This window comes from Helicobacter suis, from assembly GCF_902196135.1.
Lineage (GTDB): Bacteria > Campylobacterota > Campylobacteria > Campylobacterales > Helicobacteraceae > Helicobacter > Helicobacter suis_A.
Map to the genome: position 1 here is coordinate 18,849 of NZ_CABIKE010000008.1, position 20,886 is coordinate 39,734.

The 20,886-nt window shown below is 39.6% G+C and carries 17 protein-coding genes and 2 pseudogenes; 14 read left to right on the forward strand and 5 right to left on the reverse strand.

All coding sequences use genetic code 11. The features are described from left to right. The first annotated feature begins 20 nt into the window (after nt 1-20). The 10 genes from G6Q06_RS05525 to G6Q06_RS05570 all read left to right on the forward strand — a co-directional run bounded on the left by G6Q06_RS05525 (nt 21) and on the right by G6Q06_RS05570 (nt 11,329). Nucleotides 21-443: a hypothetical protein gene (locus tag G6Q06_RS05525; protein WP_163565967.1), complete on the forward strand. Its 423-nt coding sequence runs from the start codon at nt 21-23 to the stop codon at nt 441-443. 117 nt (nt 444-560) lie between these two features. Next, nucleotides 561-1,232, forward strand: coding sequence for a phosphatase PAP2 family protein (locus G6Q06_RS05530; protein WP_163565968.1), 672 nt, complete (start codon nt 561-563; stop codon nt 1,230-1,232). Between the two features lie 23 nt (nt 1,233-1,255). Further along, nucleotides 1,256-2,959, forward strand: a complete 1,704-nt coding sequence (gene fliF, locus G6Q06_RS05535; protein WP_006564905.1) for a flagellar basal-body MS-ring/collar protein FliF — start codon at nt 1,256-1,258, stop codon at nt 2,957-2,959. After that, nucleotides 2,956-3,987, forward strand: a complete 1,032-nt coding sequence (gene fliG / locus G6Q06_RS05540) for a flagellar motor switch protein FliG (RefSeq protein WP_104640158.1) — start codon at nt 2,956-2,958, stop codon at nt 3,985-3,987. The genes fliF and fliG overlap by 4 nt, the downstream gene beginning before the upstream one ends. Continuing rightward, the gene (gene fliH, locus G6Q06_RS05545) at nt 3,980-4,783 is read left to right on the forward strand and encodes a flagellar assembly protein FliH (RefSeq protein ID WP_163565969.1); all 804 of its coding nucleotides are present in this window, start codon (nt 3,980-3,982) and stop codon (nt 4,781-4,783) included. Before fliG ends, fliH begins: the two co-directional genes overlap by 8 nt. 1 nt (nt 4,784) lies before the next feature. Further along, nucleotides 4,785-6,617 carry a 1-deoxy-D-xylulose-5-phosphate synthase gene (dxs, locus tag G6Q06_RS05550; RefSeq protein ID WP_163565970.1) on the forward strand — a complete coding sequence of 611 codons (1,833 nt, stop codon included), beginning with the start codon at nt 4,785-4,787 and terminating at the stop codon, nt 6,615-6,617. 200 nt (nt 6,618-6,817) lie between these two features. After that, nucleotides 6,818-7,987 (forward strand): MFS transporter, encoded by a 1,170-nt coding sequence (locus G6Q06_RS05555; RefSeq protein WP_163565971.1) that lies wholly within the window; start codon nt 6,818-6,820, stop codon nt 7,985-7,987. 33 nt (nt 7,988-8,020) lie between these two features. After that, entirely contained in the window at nt 8,021-9,625 is a 1,605-nt protein-coding gene (locus G6Q06_RS05560) for an ABC-F family ATP-binding cassette domain-containing protein (protein WP_163565043.1), read from the forward strand. Nucleotides 9,626-9,755: 130 nt separating this feature from the next. Further along, nucleotides 9,756-10,484 carry a type II restriction endonuclease gene (locus tag G6Q06_RS05565; protein ID WP_275896958.1) on the forward strand — a complete coding sequence of 243 codons (729 nt, stop codon included), beginning with the start codon at nt 9,756-9,758 and terminating at the stop codon, nt 10,482-10,484. Beyond that, the gene (locus G6Q06_RS05570; RefSeq protein ID WP_163565972.1) at nt 10,478-11,329 is read left to right on the forward strand and encodes a DNA adenine methylase; all 852 of its coding nucleotides are present in this window, start codon (nt 10,478-10,480) and stop codon (nt 11,327-11,329) included. The genes G6Q06_RS05565 and G6Q06_RS05570 overlap by 7 nt, the downstream gene beginning before the upstream one ends. 55 nt (nt 11,330-11,384) lie before the next feature. Here the strand turns inward: G6Q06_RS05570 and G6Q06_RS05575 are convergent, their stop codons facing one another. Further along, complete coding sequence (locus tag G6Q06_RS05575; protein ID WP_163533867.1) at nt 11,385-11,849, reverse strand: phosphatidylglycerophosphatase A family protein; 465 nt, start codon at nt 11,847-11,849, stop codon at nt 11,385-11,387. Between the two features lie 378 nt (nt 11,850-12,227). Between G6Q06_RS05575 and G6Q06_RS08855 the strand changes: the two are divergent. Both G6Q06_RS08855 and G6Q06_RS08860 read left to right on the forward strand, forming a co-directional pair. Next, nucleotides 12,228-12,905: pseudogene (locus G6Q06_RS08855) on the forward strand (PAS domain-containing protein); the annotation flags it as partial. A gap of 132 nt (nt 12,906-13,037) precedes the next feature. Next, nucleotides 13,038-13,412, forward strand: a pseudogene (locus G6Q06_RS08860) (methyl-accepting chemotaxis protein); the annotation flags it as partial. A gap of 608 nt (nt 13,413-14,020) precedes the next feature. Here G6Q06_RS08860 and G6Q06_RS05585 read toward each other — a convergent pair. From G6Q06_RS05585 to G6Q06_RS05600, 4 genes are read right to left on the reverse strand one after another with little or no spacing between them, the layout of a single operon-like run. Next, nucleotides 14,021-14,206 (reverse strand): hypothetical protein, encoded by a 186-nt coding sequence (locus tag G6Q06_RS05585; RefSeq protein ID WP_163565974.1) that lies wholly within the window; start codon nt 14,204-14,206, stop codon nt 14,021-14,023. After that, nucleotides 14,179-15,057: a class 1 fructose-bisphosphatase gene (locus G6Q06_RS05590; RefSeq protein ID WP_240329267.1), complete on the reverse strand. Its 879-nt coding sequence runs from the start codon at nt 15,055-15,057 to the stop codon at nt 14,179-14,181. Before G6Q06_RS05590 ends, G6Q06_RS05585 begins: the two co-directional genes overlap by 28 nt. Before the next feature lie 14 nt (nt 15,058-15,071). Continuing rightward, on the reverse strand, nt 15,072-16,550 hold the full coding sequence (gene gpmI, locus G6Q06_RS05595; protein ID WP_163565975.1) for a 2,3-bisphosphoglycerate-independent phosphoglycerate mutase: 1,479 nt from the start codon (nt 16,548-16,550) through the stop codon (nt 15,072-15,074). Between the two features lies 1 nt (nt 16,551). Then, on the reverse strand, nt 16,552-17,394 hold the full coding sequence (locus tag G6Q06_RS05600) for a hypothetical protein (protein WP_240329275.1): 843 nt from the start codon (nt 17,392-17,394) through the stop codon (nt 16,552-16,554). A gap of 154 nt (nt 17,395-17,548) precedes the next feature. Here G6Q06_RS05600 and glyS point away from each other — a divergent pair, with 154 nt between their 5' ends. Next, nucleotides 17,549-19,624 carry a glycine--tRNA ligase subunit beta gene (gene glyS, locus G6Q06_RS05605; RefSeq protein ID WP_240329268.1) on the forward strand — a complete coding sequence of 692 codons (2,076 nt, stop codon included), beginning with the start codon at nt 17,549-17,551 and terminating at the stop codon, nt 19,622-19,624. A gap of 3 nt (nt 19,625-19,627) precedes the next feature. Then, nucleotides 19,628-20,884 carry a TolC family protein gene (locus G6Q06_RS05610; RefSeq protein ID WP_163533871.1) on the forward strand — a complete coding sequence of 419 codons (1,257 nt, stop codon included), beginning with the start codon at nt 19,628-19,630 and terminating at the stop codon, nt 20,882-20,884. Nucleotides 20,885-20,886 lie beyond the last annotated feature (2 nt).

The window sequence follows — 20,886 nt, forward strand, 5'->3', positions numbered from 1 at the left end:
TAAAATTTAAAAGGAAAACCATGCCTGTTTCTAGTCTTTATGTGAAAAACCGTATCCGCGGAAAAATCTCTTTACATGAGAGAGGAGAGGGTAAATACCGTGTACATTTTGGAGCTAAGGATGTGGTGGTGCAAGCTAAATGTCTTTCTACTGAAGTAGAGGACTACCAAGAAGATGATGAGATCACCATTGTTCTTAAAGTATTAGAGGTGCTTATCCCCAATTTTACACAACAACTCAAACTAGACCCCATGGCCTTTACAGGACGGATTTTAAGCATTAAGCCCGATCCTAAAGAATCCCAAATGAGGCGTGTTGAAGTCAGTTTACATGATTGTAGTGTGGATTTTGTTCTAGATCAAGGTTCTGTTGAGCTTTACCATTTAGCCGATGGCAAAGAATTAGTACTTTTTTGTAAGCCTGAGCACACCACTTTTTATTAAGAGGCTTGGAGGCTTATTCTAAGATCAATGAAAACACCCTAGCAAGCCTTATCTAAGGCGATCTTTTATTATTTTTTGGTTATGATTCTGGCTTGTAAAATGCAATGGGAGTGAAATATGCAAGTTCCCTATAAGGGCAAGCGTAGCGCAGTGGTTTGGGCTTTGTGGATTTTAGGGGGCGTGCTGTTTATTTTATTGGGCTTAGAAACTATGTGTGTTAAAGAAAACCATATTTTTATACAAAATTTAGATGTTTTCTTTATCTCTTTAATTCGCTCTAACCCTTCCCCTACAGAAAGCCATCTTTGGTTATCCATTGTGCAAGCTAGTACTTGGTTTGCACAGTCTAGGCTTACTATTCCTCTAGCTTTTTTAATCGCGCTTTATTGGGTGTTTTTAAAGCGTTATGCTTTGGGGATTTGGTTTTTTAGTACCGTGCTAATTGGCGAAATTGCACTTAAGATTTTTAAGAATGTGATGCAAAGACCACGCCCCCCCACTAACGGTGTTTTAGCCTTTGCTCATGGTTTTAGTTATCCTAGCGGGCATGCGCTGGCGGCTAGTTTATTTTATGGTTTGCTCTTGTTTCTTATATGTTTGGGGCATTTAAGCAAAAGTGTTAAGGGGATACTGTGTTGTGTCTTATTGCTATGGATTTTATTTATGATGTATGATAGGGTTTATTTAGGCGTGCATTACCCCACTGATGTGTTAGGAGGCTTTTTTATGGGTATCGCGTGGGTGTCTTGTTCTATGGGCTTTTATCTTGGATTTTTAAAACGGCACTAATTTTTAGCTCTTTAGGATAGTTTGTGGATTTTAAGAGTCTACTACAGCAGGTTATCAGCTTTTTTTCAAAACTTAATAGAGCACAAAAGATCACAATCGTTACAGCTGTAACGCTCATTGTAGCCTTTTTGGTGTTTCTACTTATTTACCCCACCCATGATAAGGGTGATTTAAGCGGCTATGGAGTCTTGTTTGAGGGCATGGATAATAGCGATAATGCTTTAATCCTCCAACATCTCCAACAAAAGCACATTCCCTATAAAATCCCCAAAGAAGACACGATTTTAATCCCCAGAGATCGCATCTATGAAGAGCGCATTTCTTTAGCTTCACAGGGCATTCCAAAAACTAGCAAGGTGGGTTATGAAATCTTTGATATTAAAGATTTTGGGGCAACAGATTTTGATCAAAATATCAAATATATCCGCGCCATTGAAGGAGAACTTAGCCGTACAATTGAAAGCCTCAATCCGATAGAAAAGGCTAATGTTCACATTGCTATCCCTAAAGATAGTGTTTTTGTAAGCCATGAGATTCCGCCTACTGCCTCTGTTATGCTTAAAATTAAACCCAACATGCGCCTTTTACCAAGGCAAATCATCGGGATTAAAAACCTCATCGCCGCCTCTGTGCCTAAACTTACGGTAGAGAATGTTAAATTAGTTAATGAAAATGGCGAGCCTTTGGGAGAAAACGATCAGTTAGATACTACCCGCGAATTAGCCCAAGCCCAGTTGCGCTACAAACAAAACTTTGAAAATATGCTAGAGAGTAAGATCGCTAATATCTTAGCGCCCATTGTAGGCGGAAGAGATAAGGTTGTAGCGCGGGTGAATGCCGAATTTGATTTTAGCCAAAAAAAGAGCACTAAAGAAACTTTTGATCCGAATAATGTTGTGCGCAGCGAGCAGACAATGGAGGAAAAGAAAGAAGGTTTGCCTAAAAAGCAAGTAGGGGGAGTGCCGGGTGTGGTGAGTAATATTGGGCCTGTGCAGGGGATAGCCAATGATCAACTTAAGGAAAAATATGAAAAATCTACCAACACCACTAATTATGAAGTGGGTAAAATGGTTAGTGAAATTAAGGGTGAGTTTGGGGTACTCACGCGCCTTAATGCAGCCGTTGTAGTAGATGGTAAATACCAAAAGGTTAATAAAAATGGGACGGAGAGCATGGAGTATGTGGCGCTTTCTGCTGCTGAAATGGATCAAATCAACGCGCTAGTTAAACAAGCCATTGGCTATAACCAGAATCGAGGCGATGCGGTTACAGTGAGCAATTTTGAGTTTAACGCTAAATCTACAAAATATGTACCCATGAGTGCGTATGAAAGAGTGGTGGCCACTACAGAAAAGGTATTAGGTCCTTTTTCCTCTCTCTTTAAATATATCATTGTTGGGCTAGTGCTTTATGTCTTTTATAAAAAGATCATTACACCCTTCAGCCAGCGCATGCTAGAAATCCAACCCGATGAGGAGGAACAAGTACAATCTCTCTTTGCGACTGAAGAAGAAGACGATGAGGAGGTAGATAAATTTGGTGAAATGCGTAAAAAAGTAGAAGATCAACTTGGTTTGAGTGCAAGCTTTGATGAGGAGGATGTGAAGTATGATATTATGCTAGAGCGGGTACGCCATTCTTTAAAAGAAAAACCCGAAGAGATCGCCTCTATGTTTAAATTGCTGATTAAAGATGAGGTTGCTATTACTAATACGAAGGAAAAATGATGGCTAAACTAACTCCTAGACAGAAATCACAATTAGACGAATTTACCATGTCTGAAAAGATCGCTATTTTACTCATTCAGGTGGGCGAGGAAGCAACGGCGGGGATTTTACGCCATTTAGATGTGGATTCAATTACTGAAATTAGTAAGCAAATTGTCCAACTTAACGGCACAGATAAGGCCATCGGCGCGGCGGTTTTAGAAGAATTCTTTGCGATTTTACAATCCAACCAATACATCAACACCGGTGGGATTGAGTATGCTAGAGAACTTTTAATTAAGGCCTTAGGCCCTGAGCAGGCTAAAATCATTTTAGAAAAACTTAGCCGTAGTTTACAAACCCAAAAGAATTTTTCGTATCTAGGGCGTATCAAACCCCAACAACTAGCCGACTTTATCATTAACGAACACCCCCAAACTATCGCGCTCATCTTAGCCCATATGGAATCACCTAATGCTGCTGAAACTTTAAGTTTCTTCCCAGATGACATGAAAGCTGAGGTGAGTATTAGAATGGCGAGTTTAGGCGATATTTCGCCTCAGGTAGTTAAGCGGGTTTCAACCGTGCTAGAAAATAAACTAGAGGCACTCACTAGCTATAAAGTAGAAGTAGGGGGCTTGCGTGCGGTGGCTGAAATCTTTAACCGCTTAGGCCAAAAGGCGGCTAAAACCACCCTTGCGCGTATTGAAAATATTGATGCTAAATTAGCCAATGATATTAAAGAGATGATGTTTACCTTTGAGGATATTAGTAGCCTAGATAACTTTGCGATCCGTGAAATCCTCAAAGTGGCGGATAAAAAAGATCTCACCTTAGCCCTTAAAACTTCTACTGAAGAGTTAAAAACTAAGTTTTTAAGCAACATGAGTAGCCGCGCTAGCGATCAATTTATTGAGGAAATGGCGTATTTGGGAGCGGTTAAAATTAAAGATGTTGAATCTGCGCAACGAAAAATTATTGAGATTGTCCAGTCTCTAGCCGAAAAAGGCGTGATCCAAATGGGTGGCGAGGAAGATATTGTTGAATAACTTAGGTGATGAAAATTTAATCCCTAAGGAGGACCTTGAAAAACATAGCATTAGAAAATACACCTTTAAATCCCTAGCCGATCTGAGTACTGAAACACCGGAAGAAAAAAAGCAAAAGAGAGAAAATAAACAAGAAGAGTTACAAGAAGAATCAGATGAAGGGCCGGTTGTACGCTCTATCCAGCAAGAAAACGATCTCATTGAATGTTTGCTTAAAAAAACAGATGAACTTTCTAGCCATTTAGCTAAGCTACAAATGCAATTTGAAAAAACCCAAGAGGAAAACCAACAGCTTATCCAGCAAACCAGAGAAGATAGCTATAAAATTGGTTTTAAAGAGGGTGAGGAAAAGGCTAAGAATGATTTAAACGCTAGCATTGATGAGGAAAAAAAGCATCTTTTACAATCTATTACTACTATTGATCAAACCATGCAGCAATCACAAGGCCATTTAGAAACTTTAGAGAAAGAATTAAGCGCAATCGCTGTTGAAATTGCTAAAGAAGTGATTGTTAAAGAAGTGGAGCAAAAAAGCCAAGAGGTGGCCTTAGCCTTAGCTAAGGAATTACTCAAAAATATCATGGATGCAACAGATATTTGCATGAAAGTTAACACCCTAGATTATCCTTTTCTCTTACAAAACCTTAAAGACTTACCCAAGATCAAACTTGAGCCTAGCGATGCCATTGCTAAGGGCGGGGTGCTTATTAGCAGTTCTCAGGGTAATATTGATGGGAATTTAATGGCGCGTTATAAAAACCTTAAAGAGAGCGTGCTGGATAATTTAAAGGTCTAATATGGCAGAGTTAGAAGTCTTTCAAAAGGATATAGCAGATTTAGAGCGGGTTTGTGCGCTAATTAGAGAGCGGATTTTAGAGGTGGTGAGTGCTAATGGCGGGCATTTAAGTTCTTCTTTGGGCGCTATTGAGCTTATTGTGGGGTTACATAGCGTTTTTGATAAAAATAAACACCCCTTTATTTTTGATACTAGCCACCAAGCCTACGCGCATAAACTTTTAACAGGGCGTTTTGAAAGTTTTAGTACTCTGCGCCAAATTGGAGGGTTAAGCGGGTTTGTTCGGCCTAGTGAATCGCCCTATGATTATTGTATTGCTGGGCATAGCTCGACGGGGATCTCTTTGGGTGTAGGGGTGGCTAAGGCCTATGCACTTAAAGGGATTACTTCTGTGCCTGTGGTGATGGTAGGGGATGGGAGTTTAAGCGCCGGGCTAGCCTATGAAGCTTTAGATGAATTAGGCGATCGCAAATACCCACTTGTGATTATACTTAATGATAATGAGATGAGTATTGCCAAACCCATAGGCGCGATTAGTAATGCCCTCTCTCAGTTAATGGCACGCCCCCTTTATCAGTCTTTTCGCGATAAGATCAAGGCTATTTTAAAATCCATGCCAGATAGTGTGAGTTATTTGGCTAATCGCTTTGAAGAATCGCTTAAACTCATCACTCCCGGGATTTTATTTGAAGAGTTAGGCATTAATTATATGGGCCCTCTTGATGGGCATGATTTAGAGGCCATTATTCAAGCGCTTAAATTGGCTAAAGAAACCAAAGTTCCTTTAATTATCCATGCCCAAACCACAAAGGGTAAGGGCTATGAAATTGCTGAGGGCAAATACGAAAAATGGCACGGGGTGGGGCCTTTTGATTTAAAAACAGGGCAGAGTTTAAAAAGCGCGCCTAAGGTGATGAGCCCTACAGAGGTATATTCTCAAACCCTTTTAGAATTAAGCGCTCAAGATGAAAAAATCGTAGGCGTTACAGCAGCTATGCCGGGGGGCACGGGCTTGGGTAAACTTATAGATGCCTATCCTACGCGTTTTTGGGATGTAGCCATTGCTGAACAACATGCTGTAACTTCTATGGCAGCTCTAGCTAAAGAGGGTTTTAAACCTTTTGTCAGCATTTATTCTACTTTTTTACAACGCGCCTTTGATCAGATTGTACATGATGTGGGGATTATGTCCTTGCCTGTTAAGTTTGCCATTGATCGGGCTGGTATTGTAGGCGAAGATGGCGAAACCCATCAGGGTTTATTAGACCTTGCCTATTTGCGCCCCATTCCTAGCATGACTTTATTAGCCCCTAGAGATAATGCTACTCTCAAACAAGCTATTATTTTTGCTAAAGATCACCAAAGTGGCCCCTGTGCTTTTAGATACCCAAGAGGATCGTTTTTATTGCCAGAAGGTATCTTTGAGGCTAGGCCCTTTGTGTATGGAGAGTGTGAGTTGCTTTTAAGTAAGGGGGATATTTTATTTGTGGGCTATGGGAATGGAGTAGGGCGGGCTTATCAGACTTTAAAATTGCTAGAGAGTGAGGGGCTTAAAATTGCGCTTTTAGATCTGCGTTTTTTAAAACCACTAGATAGCGCGCTGAAAGAAATTTTACCCCGTTATACACAAATCTATGTTTTTAGCGATGCGTATTTAATAGGCGGTGTGGCAAGTGCGCTTTTAGAATTTATGGCAGATAGCCCGGTTGCGCTTACAAGCTTTGAACTGGGTAATTTTTATATTTCCCATGGCAACACAAAATTAATAGAACAATCTTTACAAATTGATCCAACTAGTCTAGCAAAACGGGTTTTAGAGAAAAATACGCATTAAAACTTTGTAGTACACTTATTGATAAAGAGTGAGATTTCTGTCAAAAGCCATAAAAATTGATATTTGTTTAGAAAAACACACCGTATCTCATACACCAATGCATGTAGAAAGCATGCTAGAATGCGCCGCGATCATTAAACTTTAGTTGTACCTAGAGTTTCTAACTTTGATAGAGTGTGTAATTAAAGAATAGAGGTAATATGCGGCATTATATGAGAATTATCGCGCTTTTGGCTTGTTCGAGTTTTTGTCTTGGGGTAGCAGAGTTTATCGTTTCTGGGATTTTAACACGCCTAAGTGTGTATTATGGTGTGTCTAATAGTGAGGCAGGAAATCTAGCCACCTTTTATGCCTGTGGTGTGGTGGTGGGTGCGCCCATTGTTAGCGTGCTTATTTCCTCATGGAATTATAGAAACCAGCTTGTATTTACCCTTTCTGTATTTTGTCTTTCAAATGCGGCTGTATTTTTGAGTAATACCCTCTGGGTAGCGCTTGCTGCGCGTTTTATTAGTGGCCTTATGCATGGCTTATTCTTTGTCATCGCCACAATCATTAGCATTAAAGTTGCGCCCAAATCAAAAACAAGCATGGCATTAAGTCTTATGGCAAGTGGACTTACTATTGCCCTTGTAACAGGTGTACCTATTGGTATTCTTTTATCCAAAAACTACGGGCTTTTATCCCCCTTTCTCTTGATTGCCTGTTTGAGTTTTTTAGTAGCGCTCCTTGCATTTTTTGTCATGCCAAAACTTAGCAGCAAACAGGCAAATTTTAAAAACTTAGGCATTGCCTTTAAATATATCCATGTCTGTCAAGGTTTTGTAGTAACCGCGCTCTCATGTGGTTCTATGTTTGTTGTTTATATTTATTTGCGTATCTTATTAGAACAGCATGATTTTGATCCAGATAGCATTGCTAATATTTATCTAGGCTTTGGAATAGCTGCCATTTTTGGGAATTTATTTGGAGGCAGGCTTACAGACTCAAAAGGTTCTTTTTCGGCGTTGCGCTTTTTATTAACCGTGCAGATGTTTTGTTTATGCGCCATGAGTTTTACCCATAGCTTTTCAAAGGGTGTATTAATCGCAAATATCATGGCCTTTGGATTCTTTGGCTGTGCTCTGATTGCGCCGCTTAAAATGTTAAGTAGCTATCTAGCGCGCACCTTTACGCCAGATACAAAAAATGACACTATCGCATTAAATGAAAGTTCTTTTAATGTAGGAATCACCTTTGCCTCTCTTGTAGGGGGGCTTGTAGCGCGTTACTTGTATGCAGAACTTAATGGTATCTTTGCTGGTTTATTCGCACTTGGAGCCCTCATCACTCTTTTATATGGCATTAAAAAAGTTTATTTTCGCCAAAAGTAGTTATACTCATCAAAAAACACAATCAGGATTAACATGTTACAAACCACTAATTTAGGCATGCGCTATGCCACTAAAAAGCTCTTTGAAAATGTCAATCTCAAGTTAGACGCGCACAAACGCTATGGACTCATTGGGGCTAATGGAGCGGGCAAGAGTACTTTTTTAAAGATTTTAGCCGGAGAAATTGAGCCAAGCAGTGGAGAGGTTGTGATAGATGCTGGGCTTAAAAGTGGGGTTTTAGGCCAAGATCAATACGCCTTTGAAAATTTTAGCCTTAAAGATGCAGTGCTACTTGGCAATAAAACCCTCTATGAAGCCCTAAAAGAAAAGGAGTATTTGTACAATAGCGCAGATTTAAACGATCCTGTAATCAACGAGCGCCTTGCCGCACTAGAGATGATCTGTGTGCAGGAGGACCCGCTATATGAGTGCGAGGTGGTGGTAGAAAAGATTTTAGAGGATTTAGGCATTCCTGCTAGCCGCCATAGCGATCTTATGCAAAGTTTGCCAAGTAGTGATAAATTTAAAATCTTACTTGCTCAAGTGCTTTTTCCTAAACCTGATATTTTACTCTTAGATGAACCCACTAACAACCTAGATTTAAACGCCATTGCTTGGTTAGAGGAAAATTTAAAGCGCCATGAGGGCACGATGGTTCTTATCAGCCACGATCGCCACTTTCTTAACGCCGTTTGCACCCACATTTTAGACTTGGATTTTAATACACTTAGGGAGTTTAGTGGCAATTATGATGATTGGTACATCGCCTCTACTTTAATTGCCAAACAAAAAGAAGCCGAGCGCAATAAAAAACTCAAGGAAAAAGAGGAACTGGAGCGCTTTATCGCGCGTTTTTCAGCCAATGCTAGCAAAGCCAGACAAGCCACTAGCCGCCAAAAGCAATTAGAAAAATTAGACATTGAGAGTATCCAAGTTTCTAGTAGGCGCGATCCTAGCATCGTGTTTAAACCCAGTCGGCTCATTGGCAACGAGGCGCTAGAGTGCACACAGATTTGTAAAAAATATGGGGATTTGGTGGTGCTTGAAAAGGTGAGCCTAAAAATCGCCCCGCAGGATAAAATCGCACTCATTGGCCCCAATGGGGTAGGTAAAAGTACGCTGTGTAAAATTTTAATCGGGGACTTAGCCCCAGATAGTGGAGAAGTTACATGGGGAGCGACGGTGCAAAAGGGGTATTTTCCCCAAGATGTGGGCGAAAGCATCTTTGGGGAGGAGAGTTTGTACCAGTGGTTGTTTAATTTTAATAAAAAGATAGAAAGTGCGGAGGTGCGCAATGCTTTAGGAAGAATGCTTTTTAGCGGAGCAGAGCAGGAAAAGAGTGTAAGCGCACTAAGTGGAGGCGAGAAACACCGCATGGTTTTAAGTAAACTGATGTTAGAGAGGGGGAATTTTTTAATTTTAGATGAGCCTACTAATCATTTAGACCTTGAGGCTATCATCGCGCTAGGCGAGGCGCTTTATAAATTTGAGGGGGCTGTTATTTGTGTAAGCCATGACCGCGAGCTTATTAGCGCCTATGCTAACCGCATTATTGAACTTATGCCCGGTAAAAAGGGCGCAAAAGTGATTGATTTTAAGGGCAGTTATGAGGAGTATATAGCTAGTCAGGGGATTTGAAACTTTTTAGTGTCCGGGCTTGTTTCATATTTTTTCCTGTGTTCTAAGTGTTCTAATTTTAAGGTGGACGATGCATAAGGTGGGTTTTGCTAGGGATTTTAGAGATTTCTTGGAAAATCTGAAGTGGTAAATTTGCCAACCCGATCACCAGTGGAAGATCAAAGGATTTATTGATAATGAAAAGCAGTTGTTTTCGATCTCTAATGATACAAAAGTGGTTTCCAAAATTTTGGAGATTCACATGTTTCCCTATATTTTAGAGTTTGCTAAGAATTATGGCTTTGAAGTTATTTTACCAAGCCATCAAAATTACTACCCGGATTTGTCATTTGTATCTAAGATAAATCCAGAGATCAAATACGCTATTGACTTGAAAACAACCTATCGCAATGAGAAAAACCCCAATTTTTGTAATGGTTTCACCCTAGGCTCCCATGGGGAATATTTTAGGAATAGGGAATCTTGTAAAAACATCCAATTTCCTTATAAAAGTTATAGTGGGCATTTTTGTTTGGGAATTATTTACGACCGCGTAAAAATTAATGAACTAGAGCGTTATAGTCTGCAAGATTTGCAACATATCCCCTCAGTGATTAAAAATTTCACATTATTTTTTGCAGAAAAATACAAGATAGCAAGCGACACAAGTGGGAGTGGGAATACAGCCAATATTGGGAGTATTAAAGTTATTGAGAACATTTTGCACGAAGGGGGGATATTTGCAGAATGGGGGGAGGAGATTTTTGATGATTATTGGATGAACTATGGACGCATCACTATAACAGACTCTAGAGGGAATCTAAAACCAATTCGTAGCCTTGAAGAATATCTACAATATCGCGGTCTTAAGCCATGCTAAGATCTCCACAAAAGATAAGAGTTCCCCCTCTAAAGATTCAAGGTATTAAGTCCAAGATTGTCCCCTATATCAAAGAGCTATTTAGAGCTTGGGATATGTCAGGGATTTATTACGAACCTTTCATGGGAAGTGGTGTGGTTGGGTTTAATTTATCCCCTAAAATAGCAATTTTTAGCGACAGCAACCCACATATTATTAATTTTTACAATGCCATTAAAAGAGGTGACCTTACTAAAGATTCAGCGCGTGCATTTTTGATTCAAGAAGGTAAAAATTTGGAAAAAGAGGGGCAAGAATATTACTTAAAAGTGAGACAGAGATTTAACAAAGGCCAGAATTCCCATGATTTTTTGTTTCTAAACCGCAGCTGTTTTAATGGATTGATGCGTTTTAATTCTAAAGGGGGCTTCAATGTCCCCTATTGTAAAAAAGATCACCGTTTTACTCCTGCTTACATCACAAAAATCACCAACCAAATTGAATGGGTTAGTAGGTGCATTGCACAAAATGACTACACATTCCTCTGTTGTGATTTTACACAGATTTTTAAAAAGGCGCGAGGTGGTGACTTTATCTATTGCGATCCCCCCTATATTGGCAGACATACAGACTATTTTAGCTCATGGAGTCATGCACACGAGGAAAAACTCCATGATTTACTTAAACATACACAGGCTAGTTTTCTGCTTTCCACTTGGCATAGCAACGCGTACAGACAGAATCCATATACCCACCACTATCAGGAATACCAAATTAAACTCCTTGATCATTTCTATTACTTAGGGGGTAGAGAGGAAAACCGTAGCGCCATTAAAGAGGCCTTGATACAAAGCAAGAACTTCTGATGCGACTTGATTAACTTATTTAAGTATAAACCGCCGTTTGCCAACTTATAATTAACTAAGAAAACACCTTTATTAAATGAACTAAGATAAGCGCACACAGCCCCCCACAAATCCCGGCTAAAGCATCATCGCCCACTACCCCTAACCCGCCTTTCACATCGCGATCAATTTTACCAATGAGTGAGGGTTTATAAATATCAAAGACTCTAAAGAAAATAAAGCTTAAAAGCACGGGCAAAAACCCCCACCCGGCAATAGCCATAGCCATCCACATGCCCACTAGTTCATCAATGACAATATATTTTTCATCATGGGTTTGGGTTTGTTCCTCATAAATGTCAATTTGCTTAATGGCAATGAGCCCTATTAAGATTGCGCATAAAAAAAGCGTGTTGGCTGAGGCATACAAAAGAGGCAAACCTAGAAAAAGAGCGACCACACTTCCAGCTGTACCCGGACCCTTTGGGAATTTTCCCGAATAAAAGAGGGTTAAAAAACAGATGCGGTTAAAAAAAGACATCTTACTTTCCTTAGTTTTTCAATATTGTAGCGCATAGATATAAATTAGGAACTTTTATCCGCGCGCATAAGGATTTTATGCTACAATTCCCCCTTAAATTACCTGCAACCCAAACTCAAGGACAAAAATGCCAGCACGGACACAACTGGGGGGGGGGGGGTGAGATCTAAACCTGCTGCCTTCTTTAGAGAAAAGATAGGCATGCTAAGCCTTACTTTCCTCAAAACCTATCCCAATCAAATTAAGTAGCATAGAAAAGGAAAAAGCATGCCATTTTTTAGTAGAAAAGAAAACGAAAGTGCCCACCTACAAACCATTACTAAACTCACAGAGCAAAACCAATATTTAAATGCTATTAACAACGCTCTTAATCGCTCTATGGTTTTCATTGAATTTGACACTGAGGGCAAAGTGATTACGGCTAATGAGAACTTTTTAAACGCGATGGGCTATAGCTTAGAGGAAATTAAGGGTAAGCACCATTCAATGTTTTATGATCCTAAAATGGTGGCTTTACCTGATTATCAAGAAACTTGGGCACAGCTCAGATCAGGGCAATTTAAACATGAAACCTCCAAATGTATAGGTAAAGGTGGAAGAGAGGTGTTTTTAGAAGCCACCTATAACCCCGTTTTAGACGCTAATGGCAAGGTACTTAAAATTCTTAAAATTGCTACAGATGTTACCGCTAAAGTTGTAGAGTATCGCGATTTACAGGCAATCCATAACGCGTGCTTAGCTTCTATGGCTTTGATTGAGTTTGATATGGAGGGCAATATCATAACGGCTAATGAGAATTTTTTAAAACGAATGGAGTATAGCCTTTCTGAACTTCAGGGCAAACACCACTCCATTTTATGCGATCCTGAATTTGTAAAAACCCAAGAATACAGAAATTTTTGGAATCGTTTAAAATCCGGGCAATTTACACGAGGCACATTTAAGCGTCTTACTAAATCGGGTAAAGTTGTGTATTTAGAAGCTAGCTATAACCCGGTGTTTAATAGAAATGGAGAAATTTATAAATTTATTAAGTTTGCTTGGGATGTTACAGATAGAGAAGAGAAAGCCCACATGGTTATTGATCTGATTAGAGAAAACCAGCAATTAACCGACCATGGAAATGAAATGATTGAAAAAACGACTTCTAATATCCAAAATGTCGCTAATACCATGAAAAACAATAGCGATTTAGTCAACACCCTTAGCGCCCAGTCTGACTCCATTTCTACAATCACGCAAACGATTAAAGATGTCGCTGATCAAACAAACTTATTAGCCCTCAATGCTGCAATAGAAGCCGCGCGCGCGGGCGAACATGGAAGAGGCTTTGCGGTGGTAGCTGATGAGGTGAGAAAACTTGCCGAGCGCACGGGAAAATCTGTAACTGAAATTTCTGCTATCATTGGCCAAATCCGCGAGATCACCTCCCAAGTGGTAACTGATATTACCGCTGGTACGCAAGAATCCCAAAAGACTGTGGATCTCTCCTATGAGACTAAAAATTTAATGGAGAAAATCAAGGCAGCTAGCGATCGAGTCGCGCAAAGAATGGGGGTTTAATCCTAATCTTTTCCTCTATCTTTTTTAAGCAATAACCACACAAGCACGGCCACCGGGTTTTAAAATCTCTCTGTTAAAGAGTTTGTGTAAAAGGGAGCTTTAAGGTTGTGGGTGAAAAACTAAAGTATTGGGCATGACTGCAATAAATAGATGAGCCACTTTTGGCTTGCTTGCCATGATCCCTGTTAAAAGCGCCATGATAAAATTGTCTACTTTTGAGCGTGAAATATTTAAGCGATCTTTTAAATACACTAGCTGGGGTAGGGTTTTACTTGAAAAAGCATTTTAATATTAGGGTCTACTTGATGGATGCTAGGTGGGCAAAACGTACTATTTAACTCTTTTAATCTTTTCAAAACATTGCGTGGTTTTGGCAAATCACTCTTGGCTTTACTCAAACAAAAAGCTAGGGGGCTTAGATCGTTGCCCACACCAACACGCCCTAGCGAGCAGCCTTCTAAAACACTTGTGCCACGCCCACAGAATAGATCTAAACAATATCCCCGGGTCTTGTATACTTTTCTATAAAATAGTGTGGCAACTAGGGGCAAACTAGCTAAATAAGAAGTCTAGAGTGGATTTTAGAAAATTTCTTATAAGAGAGTTTATCAAAAATCAAAATTACCCTCTTGCCCTTTATTCATGCTTGTATACACACTTTGTACATAGGCTTTTCGATCCGGACAGTCCAAGAGCAAACTACACTGTAAACAAGATTTTTTGCCCTTTCTTTCCTGACAGGCTTGCACTTTTGATAAACAGGTTTCTAGCTTTGTTTCAAATGATTCTGCCATGTTGGTAACACCTGCATTTCTACTTTAGAACCTAAAAAACAAGGGCTTTTGGCATGCAACTCTTCTAAAGAGGTGTTTAAAAGTCTTGTATTCCCATCGCTACCCTCCCCGCCTGCATTTTCTACAATAAAAGCTAAAGGGTAAACTTCAAAGAGTTTACGCAACTTGCCTTGTGGCGCATCGTGAGTGGAGGGGTAGCAAAATATCCCCCCCTCCTTAGTTAAAAGGTGGTGGACATCAGCTACCATACTCCCACTATAGCGCAAGCGATACCCTTGTTTAAAAAAATGATCTAAAAATGCCTTGTATTCTTGAGTAAAATATTGCCAACTACCACCGGGCGCGATGTTTTTACCTTTTTCTTGGAGTTTTAGATCGCCTTTTTTAACCCAGATTTGCTGGTGTTCATCGTATAATTCGTGCTGTACTTGTTGATTCATAGAGATCACTAACTCTAATTTAGCCCCATAAAGAATATAAGCAGCCATTTGGACTTTTTGGCCTATTTGTGAGTCTTTAAAACCTAGAGGGGTGCGTGCATATATGCTAAAAATACTCCCCACCAAAAAATTAGCCCCCACCACACTAGAACCATCTAAAGGATCAAAGGCCACTAAAAACTCTCCTAAATCTTTATAGTGCGCCTCCTCTCTTTCCTCACTCATCACCCCCCCCACACTTTTTAAACCCATAAGAGTTTCAAAAATAAGCGTATCTAGCGCTAAATCTATGGCTAATTGTCTATCTGCTGTTGGGTTATACCCTTCTGTATAGCTAGTATCTCCCTTTTTGATAGCCTGATAAATCTTAGGGGCTAAAGAGCGCAGGGCTTGTAAAATCTCTGTTTGCATACAATGTCCTTTGGTTAAAATAAGGGTGCATCCATTGACTCAGGAATGGGCAAACCCATTAATTTAAGTACACTGGCTGCGACATTATTAAGCCCTCCATGTTTAACGCGCGTAACACCCTTGCCCATAACAAAACAATACACTTCATTGGTGCTATGATTGGTAAGCATTTGCCCCTCCTTGGTGTGCATTTGCTCACAATTACCGTGATCGCTAGTTAAAAGCATGGCATAATCTAATTTCTTAGCAAGTTGTATAACCTGTGCTAAGGCTTTATCTAGTGCCTCTATGGCTAAAACACTGGCCTTAAAATTGCCCGTATGCCCCACCATATCCCCATTGGCAAAATTAACAATGATTAAATCCTTACCCTCTTGCATGCTAGCACACACCGCATCAGCTACTTTAAAAGCACTCATTTCAGGGACTAGATCGTAGGTTTTAACCTTAGGGCTAGGGATTAAAATCCGCTCTTCATTTAAAAAGGGAGTTTCAATCCCTCCATTGATAAAAAAACTCACATGGGCATATTTTTCCGTCTCAGCGATATGTACTTGGCTAAGATTAGCGCTAGATACAACTTGGGCTAGAGTATTTTGAATATCTGGTTTAGAAAAAAGTACAGGGTAGGGAAAATCAGAACTATAAGCCGTCATGGTAGCGATGTAAAGTTTTGGCGCTTCTCTTACAGAATCTTTAAAGACTTCTAAATCCCCGCCTAAAACCTGAGTGAGCTCACGCATGCGATCGCTTCTAAAATTGATCATAATAACCCCGTCCCCATCAAACATGCCGCTGTATTCTTTAAAACTCACCGGTTTTATAAATTCATCGCTAATCCCTTGATAATACATCTCTTTGATGTAGCGCTCTGGAGTAAATTCTGTTTTATTGCCCGCATGGACAATACTCATATAAGCCTTGAAAATACGATCGTAGCGTTTATCGCGATCCATAGCAAAAAAGCGCCCTGAGAGGGTGGCAATCTTAATATTCTCATTACAAATGGAGAGAATCATGTTTAAGTACTCTAGCGCGCTTTGTGGCAGTACATCACGCCCATCGCTGATGAGATGCAAATATACTTTTTTATCCAATCTTTCTAAGAGTAAAGCCATGCTCATGAGATGATCAATATGGGCATGCACGCCTCCATCGCTCATTAAACCGATGACATGTACAGTTTGGGTGTGATCTGTAATACTCTTTAGCGCTAAATTTTCCTCCATTTTATCTTCTGCAAAAGCCTTAGAAATCTTGACTAAATCTTGATAAAGTACGCGCCCAGCTCCTATACACATATGCCCCACTTCTGAATTACCCATTTGCCCCTCAGGTAAGCCCACACTTAAACCATGTGTTTTAAGTAAGCTATGAGGGATATTAGCAAACATCCAATCATAGGTAGGTTTTTTAGCATGGAAAAAAGCATTGCCCTCAGATTCAGGGTTATGCCCGACTCCATCGGTGATAATTAGAAGGGTTTTTTGCATTTTAAAAGACCGGAGATTCTTGCATTAGAATAATGGAATTAGCATCTTTGCTATTTTTAGGGGTTTTCCCTGATGATTGTTGGGGGTGTGTGGTGGTGTTGTGTTGGGGCTTTTGGGGGGGATTAGAGTAACGGGGTCTACTTTTTTGTCTTTTGCGGCTAGATAGGGATTTATGGGTAGAATGGGCTGTATTTAGAGCAATTTTAGGAAGAGCTTTAGACTGGATAATTTTAGGTTCTGGCCGGATTGGGTTTTCATGGTGAATCTCCTCATGGTGGATTGCTGGTATAGGTTTAGGCGTAGATTTTTTTGTAGAATCCACTACCTCCTCTAAGGCAGGCATCACACTTTGCAGGGTTTTAATTTTAGCCACTATATCTTCATAATATTCATTAGCCATTTGATCAAAGTGTTCGCTCTTTTGCCAGCGCAAACCCCTATGATAGGATTTAATCATGTCTTTTAAATTCCCCTTGTTAATGCGCTTCCAGCTAACTAAAGTATCTAAAGCCACACGGGAGGCAAAATTTTGATCTTTAATGAGCAAATCGCCATAAACACCTTGCATAAAACTTGTATCGCGCTCATTGTAGAGTTTGAGTACATGGGGGATATAGGCGTGATAAATCCCTGCACTTGGTTCATTAAAATTTACCCGGTACATACCCGCACACGATTCTTTCCAAGCAATAGCAGCTAGTTCATAGCCTAAATTATCTTTTAAGCCATAGCGGTAGGCATACACTAACACCTGTTTTTGCGCGGGGGTGAAGTTGCGCGGATCAACACACTCAGCTAAAGTAGCTTTTTTTGCCAAAAGAACATTCGCAAAACAAAATGACACAAACAAAACACCTTTACAAAAAGCACCCACCCTACACTCCATACTAAAACCTCATTAAGAGTTTTTCATTTTATTTTGATATAATCTTAGCATAAGTAACCCTTGATCAGCATAAAATACAGATGACCGCTATAGAACCACAATAGGAGCTTACTTGAATCAAGCTTTACTCGTTGAAATTCTCTTAGAAGAGATGCCAGCTAAGCCTCTCTTGCAAGAATTTATACATTTAAAAGACAAATGGCGCTCTGTTCTAAAAGAATATGATTTAACAAGCCAGACTGATTTTTATTATACCCCCACACGCCTAGTTTTATACGATCCAAATTTCCCTACAGAGACTCCAACCCACACCCAAGAACACTTTGGACCTCCTTTAAATGTAGGCATGAACGGGCATGTTTTAAATGCTATCGGGCAAAATTTTTATCAAAAACTCCACCTAGACCCTACAATAGCCTTACAAACCGCTACAAAGGGAGCTAAAGAAGTTTTATACGCCACCACCACAACACCTAGCAAACCAACGGCCACTCTCTTAGATACGCTACTACTAAATTTTCTTAAATCTTTAGATTTTGGTAAAAGCATGGCATGGGGAGATGTACGCGCGCGTTTTATCCGCCCTATCCACAACATTTGCGTGATTTTTGATCACCAAGCCATTGATTTAAGCGCGTGCATGCAAACTTTTGCTTGCAGTGATAAACAGGCTACTAAACTTCACTTTGCAAAGGGCTTTGATTATTTTAAAACCCCCAGTGTAAAGCGTTATTTTGAAGTGCTTAAAGAGGGTTTAGTACTTTTAGACCCTCAAGAGCGGCGCGAAAAAATCCTTACAGAAATCCGCCTTTTAGAACAACACCACCAAATGGAGGTACAGATTAATCCGGATTTATTAGAGGAAATCATCGCTATTACCTCCTACCCTACAGCCCTTTACGGGCAATTTGATGCTAAATTTTTAGAACTACCTGCTGAGATCATTACTACTTCCATGCAAGAGCACCAACGCTATTTTGCAACCTTTAAAGAAGGTGTTTTAAATAATGGCTTTATTGTGGTGAGTAACACGCCCCTAATCCATGCACAAGATTTTACAGAGATCATTGCGGGTAATGAAAAGGTTCTAAGGGCGCGTTTGAGTGATGCGATGTTTTTTTATCATAACGATTTAAATAAGCCTTTTAATTTTAAACAATGCACGCATGCTTTAGATCAAATTGCCTTTATACAAGGTCTTGGGAGTTTGAAAGATAAAATCAAACGAGAACAACAAATCGCGCGCTATTTAGTACAAAAATTCATGTTAGAGGTAGAAGAAGAGCAAGTGTTAGAGGCTTTAAGTCTAGCTAAGATTGATTTATTAAGTGAAGTGGTTTATGAATTTCCAGAGTTACAAGCAATCATGGGCTCTTATTATGCTAAGCACCATGGTTATCCCTCCGCTATTTGCACAGCTATTAAAGAGCAGTACCTACCCACCGCTGAAAATACGCCCCTCCCTACAACTTTATTAGGGGCTTTGGTATCCTTAAGCCATAAATTAGATAGTTTGCTCTCCCTTTTTAGCATTGGAAAAATCCCCACAGGTTCTAAAGACCCCTTTGCGTTGCGCCGTAGTTGTAATGGGGTTTTGCGTATTTGTTTACAATACCAAATACCTTTTAACTTAGAAAGCGATCTATTAGCTTTACAAAATCTAGGCTATAAACCTTTTGATGTCAAAATATTAAGAGATTTTATACTAGAGCGCTTTCTCCATGTTTTATCCACTATCCCTAATTTTTACCCCAACTTGTATAAGGGAGTTTTACAAGGCATTGAAACTCTCAATCAAGGGGATTATGAAATCTGCCAAATTGATGCCAAAGTCCGGGCTCTTGTAGCTTTTTTTGAAAAAACACAGACTAAAGAATTTGTGGCCGTATTTAAACGAGTGGCTAATATTACACAAGATTACAAGGATACAAAACCGGTTGATCCAGAGCTTTTTATAGATTCAAGTGAAGTAGAGTTATTTACAGCCTACCATAAGCTAGAAGCTACACATTTTGCCTCTTTACAGGATAAAATCCATGCGCTTTTTGCGTTAAAAGAGCCCTTAGAAGTGTTTTTTGATCGCGTACTTGTCAATGATGCTAACCCGCGTATCCAGCATAACCGCAAGGGGTTATTGTGGTTAGTTTATCGCGCGTTTTTGGGCGTGGCTGAAGCCAAAGCGCTATAGGCTGTGCGCACTCTTCTTATTTTAGGATTTTTCCTAGCATGTTTAAATGCCCGTACTCTCTCCTTAGAAGAGTTTTACAAACGAGTAGAACATAACTCTATGGAACTTATCCAAAAAAAGGCCACTTTCATTAGTCTTTTAGAGGAGCAAAAGTCTACTAATTCTTGGGATTTTCCCTTTATTTCCAATGAAACCTCTATTGTTAGAAACTACCAAGGCATCGCAGAACCCCAACCCAGAACGGTTTTAATGATCAAACCTAAACTCCCGTGGGTGAGTCGTCTACTAGCTAGAAGTTTGTCTATTAAAAATGTGCAGTACCGTAAGAGTTATGAGTTAAGCCGTAATTTGGCTTTCATTGGGGCTAAAAGACTGTACTTAAATTACATTCTTAATATTGAAAAATACAATGTCTATTCTCGCAGAGAGCAAATTTTTTTATCCCAGCTTAATGCTGCTAAAAGCAAGGTTGCAGCAGGAAGTATGTCTAAGAAGGATTATATCAACTTTAAAAACTCTTATTTAGAATCTAAATTAGCTAAGATCAACACAGAAACCCTCATTATCAACCAAGAACGCATGCTAAATACCATGCTAGCCATTGTAGATCCGGTAGAACGGGGTTCTGATTTTGGTATTTTTTTAGATAAAAAACATGCGCTAAGGATTTCTGGATTAAAATTTGAATATGTGCATTTGGGCGAACATGCTTTAGAGCGGGTGTTACAACGATCACTCTATGTAGAAATATTAGATCTAGCCGCTAAAGACTACCGGGTTAATGCTAATTTGGCTAACCGTAATGTCTTCCAAAACTTTGAATTTGGTTTGGGTTCAGAAAGTTATAACTCAGCTACTAACTTATCTATGGAGTTTTATATTCCCTTGCCCGTAACGCCTAAAAATATCCACCTTAAACGCAAATTCATGGCATTAGAGAATGGTACGCGTGCTCAAAATGAAGTCATGAAACGCAATATCCACATTAACGCAAATGCCTACCTCAACCAATTAGAAACCAAAGAAAAATATATCCGAATCCAAATTGATGCCATTGATAATAAAGCCAAACTTATGGAAATGGGAAAAGTGGCCTATGAAGCCCAAAAGATTGGTTTATTTGAGTATCTTTTTTATCAAAACGCCTACATGGATGCTTTAATTGCCCTAGCTGAGGCTAGAATAGAATATGTTAACATCACAGCTTTATTAGAAGAAACTTTAGGAGAGACTCTGACACACATAGGAAGCGCTTATTGAGA